Origin of the sequence: Amycolatopsis granulosa, from assembly GCF_011758745.1 — a bacterium.
GTDB classification, from domain to species: domain Bacteria; phylum Actinomycetota; class Actinomycetes; order Mycobacteriales; family Pseudonocardiaceae; genus Amycolatopsis_E; species Amycolatopsis_E granulosa.
This window is the reverse complement of the sequence record NZ_JAANOV010000001.1, coordinates 1-17,885: the sequence shown is the minus strand read 5'-3', so window position 1 is coordinate 17,885 and position 17,885 is coordinate 1. Positions and strand designations below refer to the sequence as shown.

Sequence of the window (17,885 nt, the reverse complement as noted above, 5' to 3'; positions counted from 1 at the left end):
GCTATCCGGCGGCCGGGACGATGTTGCGGTTGCAGCGGAACATGTTGCGCGGGTCGTACCGGGCCTTGAGCCGCCGCAGGCGCTGGTGCAGTTCCGGCTCGTAGCCGGGCAGCGGCCAGTCCGGCACGTCGCCGTAGAGGAAGACCGGCAGGTGGCCGAGCGCCCACGGCGACAGGGCCCGCCGGATCGTGTCGTGCGCGTGGTCCTGCTCCGGCCCGGTGATCACCCGCACGACGTACCGCGCCGCGCGGTGACCCACGCACGCCGGTCCCGGCCGGGACATCGCCCCGCCCAGGTGGCGGATGTCCACCACGGCCCCGCGCGCCGACCGGACCTCCTCCAGCGCCTCCGCCGGCAGCTCCCGCAGCAGCACGTTCGTCGCGCGGTAGGGGTGCGGCTCGTCCGGGTCGCGGTGGATGCTCGGCGATTCGCGGTACGGCATGAGCCGCACGGTGTCCGCCACCCGCTCCCCCACCGCCCGCAACGGAGCCAGCAGCTCGTCGTCGGCCACCAGCGACGCCACCCGCACCGACGCCATCCCGTTCGGCAGGAGCGTGAGCGACGACGTGACCTCCTCGGGCACGGTCGCCGTCCACCGCTGCCACGCCGACAGCGCCTGCCCCGCCAGGGCCGCGTCGAACACGAGCTGGCCGCCGAACACCGCCGGCACCGCGACCAGGTCCACCTCCAGCGCGGTCACGATCCCGAAGTTCCCGCCGCTGCCGAGAACCGCGCCGAACAGCTCGTCCGCCGGGTCCAGGTTCCGCAGCCGGCCGTCGGCGGTGACGATCTCGATGCCGCGCACGTGGTCCGCGGCGAACCCGAACCGCCGCGCCAGCAGGCCGACACCGCCGCCGAGCGTGTAGCCGACCACCCCGACCGACGGGGACGACCCGTTCAGCGGGGCCAGTCCGTGCACCGCCGCGGCCTCGATCAGCGCTCCCGCACGCACCCCGGCACCGACCCGGGCGACCCGGCGCCGCGGGTCGACCGCCAGCTCCGTCATCCGTCGGGTGCTGACCAGCACCCCTTCCTCCACGGGCACCGACAACCCGTGCCCCGTCGCCTGCACGGCGACCGGCAGGTCCCGGACGGCCGCGTACTCCACCGCCTGCCGCACGTCCCCGGCGTCCCGGGCGGCGAACACCACGGACGGGCGGTGCCGGTAAGCAGTCTGGAATCCCGCGAGTTCGGCGTCGAAACCGTTGTCACCAGGCTTGAGCATCATGCCTCCAGCCTCGCGCCGGACGGCCCAGAAGTCCAAGATCTGGTTGGTCTAGCGACGATAACGCTCGGTTATGGCAGCCGGAGCTGGAGCGAGGCGAACAACCGGACCAGCGGATCCGCCAGGTCGAGGCCGGCCACCTCCGCCGCCCGGCGGACCCGGTAGCGCACGGTGTTCGGGTGGATGTGCAGCTTCGCCGCGGCGGAACGGACGTCGCCGAACGCGTCCAGGTAGGCCAGCAGCGAGGTCGCCAGCTCGCCGTGCTCCGCGCGCAACGCCGACAGCCGCGGGTCCCGCAGGCGCGGCTGCTCGGCCAGCACCGCCAGCGTCTCGCTGACCAGCACCTGCGACCGGACGTCGGCGAGCGTGGCCACCTCCAGGTCGAGGCCGCGGGACATCGCGTCCAGCACGCGGTCGGCCTCCTGCCGGGAGACGCCCACCTCGTCCACAGTGGACACGACCCGCCCGACCGCGGCCCGCACCGGGGTCTGCGCGCCCGCGGCCATCTCGCGGGTCAGGTCCAGCAGCACGCCCTCCACCCCCGGCGGCAGATCGGGCAGGAAGGCGTAGGTGCGGTCGCCGAGCTGGGTCACCAGGGCGCTGCGCCGGTACGCGGCCGCGTGCACCGAGATCACCGCCGCCAGCGCGGACCGGCGCAGTTCCAGCTCCGTGCGGTCCACCGGTTCGGCTTCGCGCGGCGCGAACGCCACCACCGCGGCGGGTTTGGCCGGGTCGGCACCGATCTGCCGGGCGACCGACACCGGATCGCTGCGCCCCTCGAGCATCCCGGCCAGCAGGTTCTCCCGGAAGCGCGTGCCGGCCGCGCTGCGCCGCTGCACCAGGTGCAGCGCGGCCACCCGGGCCGCGCCGACCATGGCCTGCTCGGCGCGGGCGGCGAGCGGCGCCGCGCCCTCCTGCACCCAGATCGTCCCGAGCGGCCGTGCACCCGCGTGCACGCCGATCGCGAGCCGGGTGCGGATGCCCAGGTCGGGCCGTTCTTCGATGCGCACGACCTCCTCGGTCGCCCGCAACCGCTGGTAGACGCCCCACTCGTGGAGCATCTTCAGGTACGGCGCGGGTCCCTGCCTGCCGAGAATGGACAACCGCCGTAGTTCGTCGACCTCGTCGTCGGACCGGGAGTAGGCCAGCACCCGGCTCGCGGTGTCCTCGATGCTGACGATCCCCCCGGTGAGCGCGGCGATCGTCTGCGCCAGCGAGAACAGGTCGCCGAGCGTCTCTCCCGCGTCCTCGTCCGCCGCGCCGCGGGCGGTCTCCAGCACGCCGCGCACCAGTGCGGCCAGCTGCTCCCACCGCACGTCGGCGGCGACGGCCAGCAGCGCGACCCCGGCGTCGGTGGCCGCGTTGCGCAGCAGCGGCAGAGCCGAGTCGGCCTCCACCTTGACGGCGACCGCGGCCGCGCCCCGGCGGCCCGCGGCGCGGATCAGCGGAACCGCCGCACGCCCGCGTGCTCCGATCACCAGCGCCAGGTCGCCCGGGCGCAGCTCCGGGGTGTCGTCGGGTTCGAGCACCACGACGTCGGAGATCTCGCCCTCCAGCCCGTCCGGCGCGACCTCCACCTCGACCAGCGGATCGCCGAGGGCGATCAGGATCTGCCGCAGGCTCATTGTTGTCCCATCCGACAAGCAGTACCCCGCAAGCCTAGCCGAACGGACAACATCCGGCGATCACCGTCTGCTTAGCGTTGAGGCACCAGCAAACCGATCGACGAGGAGCAGCCGTGGACGCCGTGACCACCGTGCCCACCCCGGCCAACGAGCCGGTTCTGCAGTACGCGCCGGGCAGCCCGGAGCGCGCCGAGGTGCAGGCGGCGCTCGCGGAACTGGCCAAGGAACCGGTCGAGCTGACCGCGACCATCGGCGGCGAGCAGCGGATGGGCGGCGGGCAGCGGGTCGACGTCGTCCAGCCGCACAACCACCGCGCGGTGCTCGGCACCCTCGGCTACGCGACCCAGCAGGACACCCGGGACGCGCTGGCCGCCGCCCGCGCGGCCGCCCCCTCCTGGCGCGCCCTGTCCTTCGACGACCGGGCCGCGATCCTGCTGCGTGCCGCCGACCTGCTCACCGGCCCGTGGCGCGCGAAGCTCAACGCCGCGACGATGCTCGGACAGTCCAAGACCGTGTACCAGGCCGAGATCGACGCCGCGTGCGAGCTGGCCGACTTCTGGCGCTTCAACGTCGCCTTCGCCCGCCGGCTGCTCGCCGAGCAGCCCGCCAGCTCGCCGGGGGTGTGGAACCGCACCGACCACCGGCCGCTGGAAGGTTTCGTCTACGCGATCACCCCGTTCAACTTCACCGCGATCGCGGCCAACCTGCCCACCGCGCCCGCGCTGATGGGCAATGTCGTGCTGTGGAAGCCCTCGCCCACCCAGAGCTTCGCCGCGCACCTGACGATGCGGCTGCTGGAAGAGGCCGGGATGCCGCCCGGCGTGATCAACCTGCTGCCGGGTGACGGCCAGGCCGTCTCCGAGGTCGCGCTCGCCGCGCCGGACCTGGCCGGTATCCACTTCACCGGCTCCACCCGCACGTTCCAGCACCTGTGGTCGCAGGTGGGCGCGAACATCGCGAACTACCGCACCTACCCGCGGATCGTCGGCGAGACCGGCGGCAAGGACTTCGTGCTCGCCCACCCGTCGGCCGATCCCGCGGTGCTGCGCACCGCGCTGATCCGCGGCGCGTTCGAGTACCAGGGGCAGAAGTGCTCGGCCGCCTCGCGTGCCTACGTCCCCCGCTCGGTCTGGACCCGGATCCAGGACGACTTCCTGGCCGAGGTCGAGTCGCTGCCCATGGGTGACGTCACCGACCTGGGCAACTTCCTGGGCGCGGTGATCGACCGGCGGGCGTTCGACAAGCTGGCCGGCGTGCTGGACCGCGCCCGCGGGGACGACCAGCTGGAGATCCTCGCCGGCGGCACCGCCGACGACAGCGAGGGCTACTTCGTGCGGCCGACGGTGCTGCGGTCGGACAACCCCGGGCACGAGGTGTTCACCACCGAGTACTTCGGCCCAGTGCTCGCGGTGCACGTGTTCGACGACGCCGGGTACGACAGCGTGCTGCGCCAGCTGGAGAGCGTGGCGCCGTACGGGCTGACCGGGTCGATCATCGCGACCGACCGGGCGGCGATCGCGCACGCCGGCGAGGAACTGCGGTTCGCGGCGGGCAACTTCTACGTCAACGACAAGCCGACCGGCGCGGTCGTGGGCCAGCAGCCGTTCGGCGGTGGCCGGGCGTCGGGCACCAACGACAAGGCCGGGTCGATCCACAACCTGCTCCGCTGGGTGAGCCCGCGCTCGATCAAGGAGACGTTCGTGCCGCCCACCACCGTCGGCTACCCGCACCAGGGCTGAGGAGGACCACCGTGCTGCGCACCGCATTGCTCACCGCGGCCGGATCGCCGGCCTGCCGGTCGCTCGTCGAGCGGTCCCCGCTGACCCGCCCGGTGGTCCGCCGGTTCGTCGCGGGCGCCGGGGTGGACGACGCGATCACCGTGACCCGGGAGCTGGCCGGCAGCGGCCGGCTGGTCACGCTCGACCACCTCGGCGAGGACACCACGGACGCGGCGATGGCCGCGGCCACCGTCAAGGCCTACGTCGAACTGCTGGCCCTGCTGGCCGACTCGGGGCTGGCGGACCGGGCCGAGGTGTCGGTGAAGCTGTCCGCGGTCGGGCAGCGCCTGCCCGACGGTGACCGGGTGGCCCTGGACAACGCGCGGCGGATCTGCGAGGCCGCGGCCGCCGCCGGCACCACGGTCACCCTGGACATGGAGGACCACACCACGACGGACGCCACGCTCGGCGTCCTGCGCGAGCTGCGCGCGGACTTCCCGTGGGTGGGCGCGGTCCTGCAGGCGTACCTGAAACGCACCGAGCAGGACTGCCGGGACCTCGCGTACCCGGGCTCACGCGTCCGGTTGTGCAAGGGCGCCTACTCCGAGCCGCCCTCGGTGGCCTACCCGGACAAGTCCGAAGTGGACCGGTCGTACGTGCGCTGCCTGCGGGTGCTCATGGCGGGCGAGGGCTACCCGATGGTGGCCACCCACGACCCGCGGATGATCGCGATCGCCGCGGAGCTCGGCAAGGACCGGCCGGGCTGGGAGTACCAGATGCTGTACGGCATCCGGGACGCCGAGCAGCGCCGCCTCGCGGGCGGGGGCCGGATGCGGGTGTACGTGCCCTACGGCGACGAGTGGTACGGCTACTTCATGCGGCGGCTGGCCGAGCGGCCGGCGAACCTGGCGTTCTTCCTGCGGGCGCTGCTCACCGGCTGAGGCCGGAGTGTCTCGTCCACCCGGGACCGTGTCCCGGGTGGACGAGACCGCCGGGGCCGCTGCTACTGCGCGGCGGCGTGCCGCTCCCCCGGCAGGCCCGTCCGCCGGCCGTGGGTGCCGCGCCACAGGCCGCGGTGCGCGAGCTCCGGCAGCACCCCCTCGGCGAACCAGTACGCCTCCTCCAGGTGCGGGTACCCGGACAACACGAACTCCTCGATACCGAGCGCGTGGTACTCCTCGATCAGGTCCGCGACCTCACCGTGGCTGCCCACCAGTGCGGTGCCGGCACCACCGCGGACCAGGCCGATGCCGGCCCACAGGTTCGGGTGGATCTCCAGCCCGCGCACCCCGCGGTCCAGGCCGCCGCCGTGCAGCGCGACCATGCGGCGCTGCCCCTCCGACTCGCTCGCGGCCAGCTGCGCCTGGGCCTTCGCGACCTGCTCGGGGCTCAGCGCGTCGAGCAGCTTGGCCGCCTCCGCCCAGGCCTCCGCCGAACTGTCCCGGGAGATCGTGTGCAGCCGGATACCGAACCGGATCGTCCGGCCGCGCGCCTGCGCCAGCTCCCGCACCCGGCGGATCTTGTCCGCCACCTGTGCCGGCGGCTCGCCCCACGTCAGGTACACGTCGGCGTGCCTGGCCGCGACCGGCAGCGCGGCCGGGGACGAGCCGCCGAAGTACAGCGGCGGCACCGGGTCCGGCGCGGCGAGCACGGTCGCGCCCGCCACCGACAGGTGCTCGCCGGTGAAGTCGAACGGCTGCCCGCGCCACACCCCACGGGCGATGGTGAGGAACTCGTCGGTGCGGGCGTAACGCTGGTCGTGGTCGTGGAAGTCGCCGAACCGCCGCTGCTCGACGGAGTCACCGCCGGTGACGATGTTGAGCAGCAGCCGGCCACCGGAGATGCGCTGGTAGGTGGCCGCCATCTGCGCGGCCAGGGTCGGCGAGAGCACTCCGGGCCGGAACGCGACGAGGTACTTCAGCCTGCTGGTCTCGCGGATCAGCGCCGCGGTGGTCAGCCACGCGTCCTCGCACCAGGTGCCGGTCGGCGTCAGCACGCCCTCGAACCCGAGCTGCTCGGCGGCGCGCGCGATCTGCGCCAGGTAGTCGATGCTCGGTTCCCGCTGCGCGGCCGGACCGAGGGACCGGTTGGCGTGGAACCGTTCCACGACCGTCCGGCCATCCCCGGAGGTGGGCAGGAACCAGTGCGGTGTGATGGTCATTTCTCATCCCCTCGCGGCGGCCAGGTCGGCGGCGTACCGGGTGTCGACGAACCGGGCGAACTCGACCTTGCCCGGCAGGACCTTCTCGCCGGTGAAGGCGTCGGCGAGCTCCTGTTCGGAGGCGATCACCCGGTCGTCCAGCGCGACCGGCACGTCCGGGCCGTTGCGGGCCGCGGCCAGCGCCACCCCGGGCGCCAGGCCGGTGTCGGCCGCCCACGCCTGCCCCCACTGGTCGCGGTGCGTGTCCGACCACCGCTGCGCCTTGGCGATGCGGACCACGAAGTCGCGGATCGCCGCGTTCTTGCCCGGGTCGGCCAGCGCGTCGTGCCCGGCGACCTCGAAGGAGTATCCGTTCGCGGTGCCGGTCCCGTCGGCCAGCACGCGAGCGCCGGCCTCCAGCACCGCCTGCGAGGTGTAGGGGTCCCACACCGCCCACGCGTCGATGCGATGCTGGGTGAACGCGCCGTAGGCGTCGGCCGGTTGCAGGAAGGACAACTGAACGTCCTTTGTGGACATTCCGGCCTTGCGCAGGTTCAGCAGGATCTGGCCGTGGGCCGAGCTGCCCTTGGCGACGCCGATGGTCTTGCCCTTGAGATCGGCGATGGTGCGCAGTGGCGAGTCGGGTGGCACCAGCAGCGCGTCGCCGCGGACGTCGCCCTGCGCGGAGCTGACGACCGCGATCCTGGCGTTCGCGGCGGCGGCGAAGATCGGCGGCGTGTTGCCGACCGCACCGACGTCGATCGCGCCGCCCGAGGCGGCTTCCAGCAGCGGCGGGCCGGAGGTGAAGGTCGACCACTCGAGGTGGTACGGCAGACCGTCCAGCAGACCGGCGGCCTTGAGCAGGGCCTGTGAGCCGCCCTTCTGGTCGCCCACCTTGAGGGTCACCTTCGCCAGGTCGGCCGGGCTCACCGGCGGCGGCACCGAAGGGCCGCCCGAGGATCCGGTGGCACCGCCGCAGGCGGTGAGGCTCAGCACGAGCGCCGCGGTGGCGCCGAATGCGGCGAGGGTTCTAGGCAATCGCATGATCGGTCACTCCCAGATCGGCCAGCACCCTGGTCCGGAGGTCGAGGTGGTCGGACACGGCGCGCGGCCGCGGGCGGTCCAGGACGTGCTCGGCGACGATCCGCCCCTCCCCGAGCACGAGCACGCGGTCGGCGAGCAGCAGCGCCTCGTCCACGTCGTGGGTCACGAGCAGGACACCGGGCCGGTGCTCGGTCCACAGGTCCTCGACGAGGCGGTGCATCGCCAGCCGGGTCAGGGCGTCCAGCGCGCCGAACGGCTCGTCGAGCAGCAGCAGGCCGGGTTCCCGGACCAGCGCCCGGGCGAGCGAGACGCGCTGCGCCTCACCGCCGGACAGCGTGCGCGGCCACGCGGCGGCGTGACCGGCGAGGCGGACCTCGGCGAGCGCGCGCCCGGCGAGGTCCCGGTCCCGGCCGCGGCCGGGCAGGCCGAGGACGACGTTGCGCCACACCCGCCGCCACGGCAGCAGCCGCGGCTGCTGGAACGCCACGGACACCGTGCCGGCGACCCGCACCTCGCCCTCGATGCCGGCGTCCAGACCGGCGAGGATCCGCAACAGCGTCGACTTGCCCGAGCCGCTGCGGCCGAGCAGGGCGACGAACTCGCCGCGCCCGATGCCTAAGTCCACATCGGACAGTACGGTACGCGCGCCGAAGCGTTTGGTCAGGCCGCGCACCCGGGCGATCAGTTCGCGCGCCATCGCAGCGCCCTCCGTTCGATCAGGCGGACCAGCGCGTCGGTGGCCAGGCCGAGCACGGCGTAGACGATCAGGCCGACGACGATCACGTCGGTGCGCAGGAACTCGCGGGCGTTGGTGATGAGGTAGCCCAGGCCCGCGTCGGCGTTCACGGTCTCGCCGACGATCAACGCCAGCCACGCCACGCCCAGCGACTGCCGCAACCCCACCAGGGCCTGCGGCACCGCGGACGGCAGCACGACGTGGACCAGCCGTTCCCAGCGGGTGTAGCCGAGGGCGGTGGCGGCCTCCACGAGGTGCTCGTCGACGCTCCGGATACCGGAATGCACGTTGAGGTACAGCGGGAACGCCACGCCCAGCGCGACCAGGACGATCTTCGGTTCCTCGCCGATGCCGAACCACAGGATGAACAGCGGGATCAGGCCCAGGAACGGCAGGGTGCGCAGCATCTGCACGGGCGGGTCGACGAGCACCCCGCCCCAGCGGGACAGCCCGGCGATCACGCCCAGCACGAGCGCGACCGCGGCACCGGCGGCGAACCCGAGGCCCACCCGCACGATCGAGACGGCGAACGCCTCACCCAGTTCCCCCGAGCGGGCGGTCTCGGCGCCGGCCTGCAGGACCGTCCACGGTGAACTGAGCTTGTCGGGCGGCAGCACCCCGGTCGAGGAGGCCAGCTGCCACAGGGCGAGCAACGCGACCGGACTGATCCAGCGGCGCAGATCGGGCAGGCGTCTTCGGGCCGGACGTGCGCGCGGCCCGGTTGCCCCGTCCGGGCGCACGAGAACGTCCGTTGCGGAAAGCGACACGGATTCTCCAAGTTTTCGCGGAAGGTTCGGGAAGAAATGCTTCCTCCCGGCCGCGAACGGGTCAACGGCGTCCCGGATCGCGGACCTGCTCCCGCTGACCAGCCCGGAGTTCCGTTCCCCGCTTGCCGAAAACGTTGACAGCACCCGGATTCACCGGTCAGGCTGCGAACGTGACCGACTTCCGCACCCTGACCTCCGTCGAAGGGCTTCCGCTGATCGGCGGCTCCGGCCGGTTCCGCGTCCTGCAGAACACCCCGCGGGGACTGCTGCTCGAACTCGAATACCCGGCGGGCGTGTCGTCGCCGGAACACGCGCACGACCACGACAGCTTCGTCTACGTGCTGTCCGGGGAACTCACCGGCACGGTCGACGGCGTGCCGGCCAGGCTGAGCCCCGGTGACACGGTGCTGCACCCGCGCGGAGTGCGCCACACGGTCAGCGCGATCACCGACAGCCGGTGGCTGGAGTTCAAGGCCCCGCCGCCGGAGGTGGGCCGGGTACTCCGGTGACGCCGGCGCGCCCGGGCCGGCCCGCGCCTGCCCGCCGGGCGCGGCCGGAACTCACGCCGCGCCGGTGAGCGACACCGGGTTCGGCCTGGTCGCGGACAGCGCGGTGACCGCGCTGGTCACACCCACCACCAGGAACGCGCCCAGCACCACGACGGCGATCAACGTCCACGGCACCACCAGGACGGCCTGCCCGGAGATCCGGGCGGCGGCCGAGGAGATGCCGGCCAGGGTCGCCGACGCCGCGAGACCGCCGAGCACCAGACCGATGGCGGTGACCAGGCCGGACTCCAGCACGGCGGCCCGCACCACCTGCCCGCGGGTCAGGCCGGTCACCCGTGCGACCGCGAACTCGCGGCGGCGGTCGGCGGCGGCGATCACCACGGCGTTGATCACCGCGAGCAGTGCGTACAGCCCGGACAGGCCCATCAGCACGGTCATGATGCCGGTACCGGTCCGCTGCTCGGCGGCTCCGGTCGCGGCGATCCAGTCGTCCACCGTGGACACCGTGCCGCGGGTGGTCACCGTCGCGGGACCCGCGCCGGGCGCGAGCCGGACGATCGTCTCGGTGGGTGCGGTGGCGAGCAGCCCGGCGGGCACCACCCCGGAGGGCAGCAGGAAGTCCGGCCCACCACTGAGGCTTTCCGGCATCACCGCCACCACCCGCAGGTCCCGTTCGCTGCCGCCGATGCGGGCGGTCACCACGTCACCGAGCGCGCCGGAACCGTCCGCGACGGCGATGGTGTCGCCGGTCAGAGCCGCGAGTGATCCGCTCGCCGGGCCGCGGGTGTGGATCGCGGCGTAGGCGCCGGGATCGACCACCGTCGCGAGCGCCTCGTCGGCCTCGGTGCCGTCCTCGTCACGGGTGACGACGGTGATCGGCACCCGGCTCTCCGGGGACACCACGCCGCCAGTGTGCACAGTGTCCGCAGTGTCCAAATCGGATGGTCCGGTCGTGGTCACCACGAGGTCGCCGCGGATGTCCGCGCGCCGTTCCCGGTCGGCCCCGCCGGCGATCGTGGCGAGTGTCCCGGCCTGCGCGACCAGCAACGCGACCAGCACGATCAGCGGCGCCGCGGTCGAGGCGCTGCGCCGGGCACCGTCGCGCAGGTTCGCCTGAGCCAGCCGCCCGAGCGGGCCGCGCAGGAGCAGCCCGGCCACCCGCCCGGCGAGGGGCACGACCAGCGGGCTCAACGCGGTGAGCGCGACCGCGGCGGCGAGCGCGGTGTTGATCGCCAGCGGGATGGCGCCCTCCGGCGGGGCGAACGCGGCGACGGTCGCCATGGCGATCGCACCGGCGAGGAACAGCACCCCGAAGAACCAGCGCACCGCGGTCATCACCCGGGCCGCCGCGCGGGTCTCGCGCAGTGCCTCGAGGGGCCGGACCTTCGCGGCCCGCCGGGAGGCGGCGAGCACGCCGATCAGCGCGACACCGGTCCCGGTGCCCGCGGACACGGCGAGGATCCAGTCCTGCCAGCGCGGGGTGAACGCCGCGGGGACGAACCCGAGGTCGCGCAGCAGCCGGGTCTGCAACCGCATCACCAGCAGGCCGAGCGGCACGCCGGCGGCGGTCCCGAGCAGGCCCAGCAGCAGCGCCTCCGACAGCAGCAGCCGGCGCACCTGGCCGCGCGCGGCGCCGGTCAGCCGCAGCAGCGCGAGGTCACGGCGGCGCTGGGCGACGGTGAAGGCGAACGTCGAGCTGACGATGAAGACGGCGAGGAACGCCGAGATAGCCAGGGTCATCGCGAGCAGGGTGATCGCCTCGGTGACCTCGCCGCCCGCGGTCGCGGCGGACACCAGGACCAGCAGGGACGACTGGACGAGCGCGACGCCGAGGCACACGGTGAGGATCGCGCCGAGGAACAGCGCCCAGCGGTCGGTGAAGGTGGTCCAGGACAGGCGCAGCATCGCTCACGCCTCCAGGGCGGCGAGACGGGCGGCGACCTCGCGGGCGTCCGGGGCCACGGCGTGGTCGACGACACGGCCGTCCCGGAGGAACATCACCGAGTCGGCGTGGGCCGCGGCGGCCGGGTCGTGCGTCACCATCACGACGCTGCGGTCCGCGCCGACCAGCTCGCGCAGCAGCGCGAGCACGCGGCGGGCGGCGGCGGAGTCGAGGGCCCCGGTGGGCTCGTCGGCGAACAGCACGCGCGGCCGGGTGACCATGGCACGGGCGATCGCGACGCGTTGCTGCTGGCCGCCGGAGAGCTCACGGGGGCGGTGCTTGCGGCGATCGGCCAGCCCGACCGCGGCGAGCACCGCGGTGACGTCCTTCGCCGACGGCCGCCGGCCCGCCAGGCGCATCGGGAGGGCGACGTTCTGCTCGGCGGTGAGCGAGCCGATGAGGTTGAAGCTCTGGAACACGAACCCGATCTCGCGGCGCCGCAACGCGGTCAGGTCGGCATCGGTGGCGGTGGTGATGTCCTGGCCGGCGACCACGACCTGCCCGCGGGTGACGCGTTCCAGTCCGGCGGCGCAGTGCAGGAGGGTGGACTTGCCGGAACCGGACGGGCCCATGACCGCCGTCCAAGACCCGGCGGGGAAGGTTGCGCTCACCCCGTCCAGCGCCCGGACCTCGTGCTGTCCGGCGCGGTAGGTCCGGGTGACGCCGTGCAGTTCGACGGCTGGTGTGCCCGAAGCCCGCACGGGGGCGGCCACGGTTTCCACGGGCGTTGTCATGACGGCAATCCCACCGCGCGGGCGGGCCCGCTGTCAGCGGTGCCGTCCACCCGATGCGTGGTGGGGCTGGCCCTACCGGGGACGCACCACCAGCACCGGGCACTCGGCCTGCTGGATGAGCGCCTGGCTGGTGGATCCCAGCAGCAGGCCGCGGAAGCCACCGCGGCCGCGGCTGCCCACGACCACCAGCTGCGCCTCCCGGCTGCGGGCCAGCAGCTCGTCCCGCGGCCGGTCCCGCACCACGACCCGCTCGACGCGCACGTCCGGGTAGCGCTCGCGCCGGCCGGCCAGCCGCTCGGCCAGCAGCCGCAGCTGGTCGCGCTCCACCTCCGCCCAGCCGGGGTCCGGTGCGGGCAGCGGTACCTTGGCGTCGCTCCAGGCATGCACCGCGATCAGCGGCACCGCGCGCCACGCGGCCTCGTCGAACGCGACCGAGAGCGCCTCCTCGCTGGTCGGGCTGCCGTCCACGCCCACGACCACCGGGCCGCCGGTGGCTGGGCGCCCGCGGACCACCGCGACCGGGCAGGTCGCGTGCGCGGCCACCGACACGGCCGTGGAGCCGGCGAGCATTCCGGTGAACCCGCTCCGCCCGGACGCGCCGAGCGCGAGCATCCGCGCGCTGCGCGACCGTTCGAGCAGCAGTGCCACCGCCGGCGCGAACGGCGTTTCGGTGGACACCGGGACCTCCCCCGCGACGCGCGCCGCGTCGGCGAGGAAGTCCTGACCGGCGCGCTCCAGCTCGTCGAAGAAGCTCTGCGGCATCGGCAGCCCGCCGTCCAGGCCGCTGGTGATGTCGGTCGCGTGGACCAGGCGCAACGCCAGTTTCCGCGAAACCGCCTCCGCCGCCGCCCACCGCACCGCGTCCAGCGCCGCCGCCGAGCCGTCCACGCCGACCACGATTTCGTCCGCCATTGCGCCCACGCTACCGAGCCTTGACCTCCAGCGCGCTCGAAGTTGCAGCCTGGCCCCATGCGAGTGATCGTGGTCGACCGGTTCGGCGGTCCCGAGGTGCTGCGGGTCAAGACCGTGCCCGATCCGCATCCGGGGCCGGGGCAGGTCGTGGTCGAGGTGAAGGTGGCGGGCGTGCTGTCGCTCGATACGGTGATCCGCCGGGGCGAGGGCGGGGACCGGTTCGCGGTGTCCCCGCCCTACGTGCCCGGCGCGGGCGCGGCCGGGCAGGTCACCGAGATCGGCGCGGGGGTGGATCCGTCGTGGTGCGGGCAGTGGGTGCTGGCCGATGTCGACGGCGGCGGCTACGCCGAGCAGGTGCTGGCGGCACCGGACCAGCTGATCCGCATCCCGCCGGGAGCCGGGCTGCGCGAGGCGATGGCGCTGCTGCACGACGGTGCCACGGCGCTGGCGGTGTTCGAGCGGGTGCGGGTCCAGCGCGGTGAGACCGTGCTCGTCCAGCCGGCTGGGGGTGGGCTGGGCATTCTGCTCGTGCAGCTGGCGCACGCGGCGGGAGCACGGGTTATCGGCGCGGCGCGGGGCGCGGCGAAGCTGGAGGCGGTGCGCGGGCTGGGCGCGGACGTCGTGATCGACTACAGCGAGCCCGGCTGGGCCGACCGGGCCGGGCCGGTGGACGTGGCGTTCGACGGCGTCGGCGGCGAGCTCGGCCGGGCCGCCGCGCGGCTGGTGGTGCCCGGCGGCCGGTACTCGAACTACGGCTTCGCGGGTGGCGCGCCGGTGCCCGCCGACGAGGTCGCGCGGCGTGGCGTGACGGCCTACGGGCTGGAGCAGCTGAGCGAGTACGAACCGGGCCGGCGCGCCCGCGCCGAACGCGTACTGCGGCTGGCCGCCCGCGGCGCGGTGCGCCCGGTGGTCGGGCAGACCTTCCCGCTGTCCCGCGCCGCCGACGCGCACCGGGCGCTGGAGAACCGGACGGCCACGGGCAAAACACTCCTGGTGGTGTGAGGTCAGCCCTGGTGGTGTGAAGTCAGCGCCGTGCGGTGACGACCGCTCCCGCCAGGACCAGGCCGCAGCCGAGCATCTGCACCGGTGACGGCCGCTCCCCCAGCACCAGCGCGCCCAGCACGACCGCGCCCACCGGCGTGAGCAGGAGCAGCACGGCACCGGCGTGGCTGGGCAGGCGCGGGCTGCCCTCCGCCACCAGCAGCCATCCGACGACCTGCCCGCACACCGCCACGACCAGCAGCCACCCGGCCGCGGCCCACCCCGGCGCGAGGTCCAGCCCGTAGCCGAGGGCACCCGCGACCAGGGACGCGATCATGGCCGCGGCGGTGACCACGAGGTAGGGCTGCCGCGTCCGGCCGTCCCGCCCGCCGCGGCGCAGCAGGAACAGGAAACCCGAGTAGCACAGCGCGGCCAGCGACGCGTGCACCGCACCGGCCACCGGCGCGGGCCCGGTCGCGCCGCCGAGCACACCCGCCGCCAGCACCACCCACCCCGGCCGGCACGGCGCGGACGACCGCCGTGCGGTCCAGCGGCCCGGCCCGTGCCCGCTCGCCGCCGGCGAGCAGCGCCAGCGGCGGCAGCGCGAACAGGCACCGGAAGAACGACGCGGTACCGGGCGCCGTCCCGGACAGTTCGATCAGCACGGCCGAGGCGGAGACGCCCAGCGCCCCCGTCGCGACTCCCCAGGCAGGTCGCATGTCGTGGGGCTACCCGTGAACCTAACGACCAAACTCCCTTAGACTCGTTATATGGTCATCGGTGGACATCGGGCACTGGAGCTGGTCAACACCGTGGCGTGGCGGCTCGACCCGGCGCGCACCGAGGAGCGGCTCCCGGACGACGACGCGCTGCGGCGCTGGGCCGAGGCCGCCGGCTTCACCCCCGTCGCCGTGGACGGTGGCGTGGCGGAGGTCCGCGCACTCCGGGAAGCGGCCTACCAGGTGCTGCGGCCGCTGGCCACCGGGACGGCGCCCGGGGATCCCGAGCCGGTGCGCCGGCTGATCGTCGGCGCACTCGGCCGGGCGGCGATCGCGTCGGTGGCACCGCTGGACTGGCGGATCGCGGTGCACGGCACCAGCGACCTCCCCGCGGCGCTCGCGCTGGAGGTCTGGCGGCTCCTGCAGTTCGAGGACCTCACCCGGCTGCGGGAGTGCGCCGACGAGGCGTGCGGCTGGCTCTTCCTCGACCGCAGCCGCAACGGATCACGCCGCTGGTGCAGCTCCGGCGACTGCGGCAACCGCGACCGCGCCCGCCGCCACTACCGCCGCACGCACACCTGAGCGCTTCACTCCACCCGGTCGAACTCCGCCCGCACCCCCAGCAACCGCACCGGTCGCGCCCAGTCGAACCGGTCCAGCAACGACAGCGCCGCGCGTTCGATCTCCGCACGGTCGCTCGTCGGGTCGGGCAGTGTCAGGCTGCGGGTGTAGGTGAGGAACGGCTTGAACCGCACCTTCACCCCGATCCGCACCGCGGGGCGACCCTCCGCCACCACGTCCCCGGCGACGCGGGCCGCCAGCGCCGACACCTGCGCGTCGATCTCCGCGCGGGCGGTCAGGTCGGTCTGGAAGGTGATCTCGCGACTGCGCGAGCGCGCCACGTACGGGGTCGCGGTGACCTCGGTGTCGCCCGCGCCCTGGGCGAGCAGCCGGTACCACGGGCCCATCGTCGGGCCGAACCGCGCGGCCAGCTCGTCCGGATCGGCCAGGCCGAGCCGCCGGACCGTGGTCAGCCCGGCGGCCTCGAGCTTCCGGGCCGTCTTCCGGCCGATCCCCCACAGCGCGTCGGTCGGACGGTCGGCCATCACCTCGACCCAGTTGGCGCGCGTGAGGCGGAAGATGCCGGCCGGTTTGGCGAACCCGGTGGCGATCTTGGCGCGCACCTTGTTGTCGCCGATCCCGATGGAGCACGACATGCCGGTCGTCTCCACCACCCGCGTCCGGACCTCCGCCGCGAGCGCCTCCGGATCGCCGGTACGCGCACCGAGGAACGCCTCGTCCCAGCCGATCACCTCGACCACCACCGGGAACGACCGCAACGTGGCCATCACCCGCTCGGAGACCTCCTCGTAGGCCTCTTTGTCGACGGGCAGGAACACCGCTTCCGGGCACCGCCTGGCCGCGAGCCGCAACGGCATGCCCGACTGGATGCCGAACTCGCGGGCCTCGTAGGAGGCGGTGGCCACCACACCCCGCTCCGCCGGGTTGCCGGACCCGCCCACCACCACCGGCCTGCCGCGCAGCTCGGGGTGCCGGGCGACCTCGACCGCCGCGATGAACTGGTCCAGGTCCACGTGCAGGACCCAGGTGTCCGGGCACACGCGGTCCAGGCTAGCGGCCACGCCGGCCCACCAGGCGGAAATGCCGGTGGCGGACATGCCTCCCGCCGCGGACGTCGATATCGTGCGGCGGGCTCCGTCCCCGGCGAGACTGCGCCACGACGGGCGCTGTGCACGGGAGGAGACGGACATGAACCGCGACGACGTGGCCGGGGTGCTGGCCGAGCCGGTCTCGCAGGAGCTGCTGGGATCGTCGATCCCGGCGCGGCTGGCCTACGCCGGGCTCGACGGCGAGCCGCGCGTCATCCCGATCGGGTTCTGGTGCGAGGACGGCAACCTGCTGATGGCGACCGTGCCGAACTCGGCGAAGGTCCCGGCGCTGCGGCGCGCTCCGCGGGTGGCCCTCACCATCGACACGCAGGACCGGTGGCCGCCGCGGGTGCTGCTGATCCGCGGCACGGCCCGCCTGACGGAGGTCGAGGGCGTGCCGGAGGGCTACGTCGCGGCGTCGCGCAAGCTGGTCCCGGAAGCGGAGTTCGAGGCATGGGAGCAGGGCGTGCGAGCGCTCTACGAACGGATGGTGGTGATCACGGTCGAGCCGCACTGGGCGAAGCTGCTGGACTTCGAGAACACGGTCCCGAAGGCTGTCGAGGACCTGATCCGGGAACGCCAGGGCCAGGACTGAGACGCCCTCGGCCGGCCGTTCTAGGCTCGGGTCATGCGGATCGTGTCGCTGCTGCCCGCCGCCACCGACATCGTGGCCGAGCTGGGCCTGGCCGATCACCTGGTGGGGCGCACCCACGAGTGCGACTGGCCACCGGGCATCGACACCGTGCCGGTGGTGACGAGCAGCGGCCTGCACGCCGCCATGAGCAGCCGGGAGATCACCGCGGCGGTCGGCGGCGCCCACTCCGGCTCCGCGCTCTACGCGCTCGACTCCGCGAAACTCGCCGAGCTGGCCCCGGACGTCGTGCTCACCCAGGATCTCTGCGAGGTCTGCGCGGTCTCCTACCGGCGCGTGTCGGACGCCGTCCGCCTGCTGGAGGCCGGGCCGCGGGTGCTGAGCCTGGAGCCCCGCACGCTGCCCGGGGTGCTCGACTGCCTCCGCCAGGTGGGTGCGGTCCTCGGCGTGCCGGAGGCCGCGCGCGACCGGCACCGGGAACTGTGCGCGCGGCTGGACGCCGTGCGGGCGCGGACCGAGCACCGGGACCGGCCGCGGGTCGCCGCGCTCGAATGGCTCGATCCGGTGTGGC

At 74.1% G+C, this 17,885-nt stretch carries 18 protein-coding genes; 7 read left to right on the top strand and 11 right to left on the bottom strand.

Annotated features, from left to right (window positions below):
• Position 1: 1 nt before the first annotated feature.
• Both FHX45_RS00090 and FHX45_RS00085 read right to left on the bottom strand, forming a co-directional pair.
• Positions 2-1,228 (bottom strand): FAD-binding oxidoreductase, encoded by a 1,227-nt coding sequence (locus FHX45_RS00090; RefSeq protein ID WP_167095836.1) that lies wholly within the window; start codon positions 1,226-1,228, stop codon positions 2-4.
• Between the two features lie 68 nt (positions 1,229-1,296).
• Complete coding sequence (locus FHX45_RS00085; RefSeq protein WP_167095834.1) at positions 1,297-2,850, bottom strand: PucR family transcriptional regulator; 1,554 nt, start codon at positions 2,848-2,850, stop codon at positions 1,297-1,299.
• A gap of 113 nt (positions 2,851-2,963) precedes the next feature.
• Between FHX45_RS00085 and pruA the strand changes: the two genes are divergently transcribed.
• Entirely contained in the window at positions 2,964-4,589 is a 1,626-nt protein-coding gene (gene pruA / locus FHX45_RS00080) for an L-glutamate gamma-semialdehyde dehydrogenase (protein ID WP_167095832.1), read from the top strand.
• 11 nt (positions 4,590-4,600) lie between these two features.
• Positions 4,601-5,509 (top strand): proline dehydrogenase family protein, encoded by a 909-nt coding sequence (locus FHX45_RS00075; protein WP_167095830.1) that lies wholly within the window; start codon positions 4,601-4,603, stop codon positions 5,507-5,509.
• A gap of 62 nt (positions 5,510-5,571) precedes the next feature.
• Here FHX45_RS00075 and FHX45_RS00070 read toward each other — a convergent pair whose 3' ends face one another.
• The 4 genes from FHX45_RS00070 to FHX45_RS00055 are packed head-to-tail and all read right to left on the bottom strand — an operon-like array spanning position 5,572 to position 9,255.
• Positions 5,572-6,729: an LLM class flavin-dependent oxidoreductase gene (locus FHX45_RS00070; RefSeq protein ID WP_167095829.1), complete on the bottom strand. Its 1,158-nt coding sequence runs from the start codon at positions 6,727-6,729 to the stop codon at positions 5,572-5,574.
• A 3-nt stretch (positions 6,730-6,732) separates the two neighbouring features.
• Positions 6,733-7,752: an ABC transporter substrate-binding protein gene (locus FHX45_RS00065; protein WP_167095827.1), complete on the bottom strand. Its 1,020-nt coding sequence runs from the start codon at positions 7,750-7,752 to the stop codon at positions 6,733-6,735.
• Positions 7,739-8,449, bottom strand: coding sequence for an ABC transporter ATP-binding protein (locus FHX45_RS00060; protein WP_167095825.1), 711 nt, complete (start codon positions 8,447-8,449; stop codon positions 7,739-7,741). Before FHX45_RS00060 ends, FHX45_RS00065 begins: the two co-directional genes overlap by 14 nt.
• Positions 8,434-9,255, bottom strand: coding sequence for an ABC transporter permease subunit (locus FHX45_RS00055; RefSeq protein ID WP_167095823.1), 822 nt, complete (start codon positions 9,253-9,255; stop codon positions 8,434-8,436). The genes FHX45_RS00060 and FHX45_RS00055 overlap by 16 nt, the downstream gene beginning before the upstream one ends.
• A gap of 170 nt (positions 9,256-9,425) precedes the next feature.
• Between FHX45_RS00055 and FHX45_RS00050 the strand changes: the two genes are divergently transcribed.
• A complete protein-coding gene (locus FHX45_RS00050; RefSeq protein ID WP_167095821.1) occupies positions 9,426-9,764 on the top strand; it encodes a cupin domain-containing protein in 339 nt (112 codons plus the stop codon).
• Between the two features lie 51 nt (positions 9,765-9,815).
• Here FHX45_RS00050 and FHX45_RS00045 read toward each other — a convergent pair whose 3' ends face one another.
• From FHX45_RS00045 to FHX45_RS00035, 3 genes are all read right to left on the bottom strand, one after another.
• A complete protein-coding gene (locus FHX45_RS00045) occupies positions 9,816-11,669 on the bottom strand; it encodes an FtsX-like permease family protein (RefSeq protein ID WP_167095819.1) in 1,854 nt (617 codons plus the stop codon).
• A gap of 3 nt (positions 11,670-11,672) precedes the next feature.
• Positions 11,673-12,440 carry an ABC transporter ATP-binding protein gene (locus tag FHX45_RS00040; protein ID WP_167095817.1) on the bottom strand — a complete coding sequence of 256 codons (768 nt, stop codon included), beginning with the start codon at positions 12,438-12,440 and terminating at the stop codon, positions 11,673-11,675.
• A 72-nt stretch (positions 12,441-12,512) separates the two neighbouring features.
• A complete protein-coding gene (locus FHX45_RS00035; protein WP_167095815.1) occupies positions 12,513-13,352 on the bottom strand; it encodes a universal stress protein in 840 nt (279 codons plus the stop codon).
• A gap of 57 nt (positions 13,353-13,409) precedes the next feature.
• Between FHX45_RS00035 and FHX45_RS00030 the strand changes: the two genes are divergently transcribed.
• Positions 13,410-14,354, top strand: a complete 945-nt coding sequence (locus FHX45_RS00030; RefSeq protein ID WP_167095813.1) for a zinc-binding dehydrogenase — start codon at positions 13,410-13,412, stop codon at positions 14,352-14,354.
• Positions 14,355-14,376: 22 nt separating this feature from the next.
• Here FHX45_RS00030 and FHX45_RS00025 read toward each other — a convergent pair whose 3' ends face one another.
• Positions 14,377-14,838, bottom strand: coding sequence for an EamA family transporter (locus FHX45_RS00025; RefSeq protein ID WP_208405748.1), 462 nt, complete (start codon positions 14,836-14,838; stop codon positions 14,377-14,379).
• 265 nt (positions 14,839-15,103) lie between these two features.
• Here FHX45_RS00025 and FHX45_RS00020 point away from each other — a divergent pair, with 265 nt between their 5' ends.
• Positions 15,104-15,634 carry a CGNR zinc finger domain-containing protein gene (locus tag FHX45_RS00020; protein WP_167095811.1) on the top strand — a complete coding sequence of 177 codons (531 nt, stop codon included), beginning with the start codon at positions 15,104-15,106 and terminating at the stop codon, positions 15,632-15,634.
• Positions 15,635-15,639: 5 nt separating this feature from the next.
• Here the strand turns inward: FHX45_RS00020 and FHX45_RS00015 are convergent, their stop codons facing one another.
• Positions 15,640-16,674: a DNA polymerase IV gene (locus tag FHX45_RS00015; protein ID WP_167108117.1), complete on the bottom strand. Its 1,035-nt coding sequence runs from the start codon at positions 16,672-16,674 to the stop codon at positions 15,640-15,642.
• A gap of 148 nt (positions 16,675-16,822) precedes the next feature.
• Here FHX45_RS00015 and FHX45_RS00010 point away from each other — a divergent pair, with 148 nt between their 5' ends.
• Together FHX45_RS00010 and FHX45_RS00005 are read left to right on the top strand one after the other, a co-directional pair.
• Positions 16,823-17,317 carry a pyridoxamine 5'-phosphate oxidase family protein gene (locus FHX45_RS00010; RefSeq protein WP_167095809.1) on the top strand — a complete coding sequence of 165 codons (495 nt, stop codon included), beginning with the start codon at positions 16,823-16,825 and terminating at the stop codon, positions 17,315-17,317.
• Between the two features lie 33 nt (positions 17,318-17,350).
• Positions 17,351-17,885, top strand: a 535-nt coding sequence (locus tag FHX45_RS00005) for an ABC transporter substrate-binding protein (RefSeq protein WP_167095807.1), incomplete at its 3' end; no start/stop codon positions are given.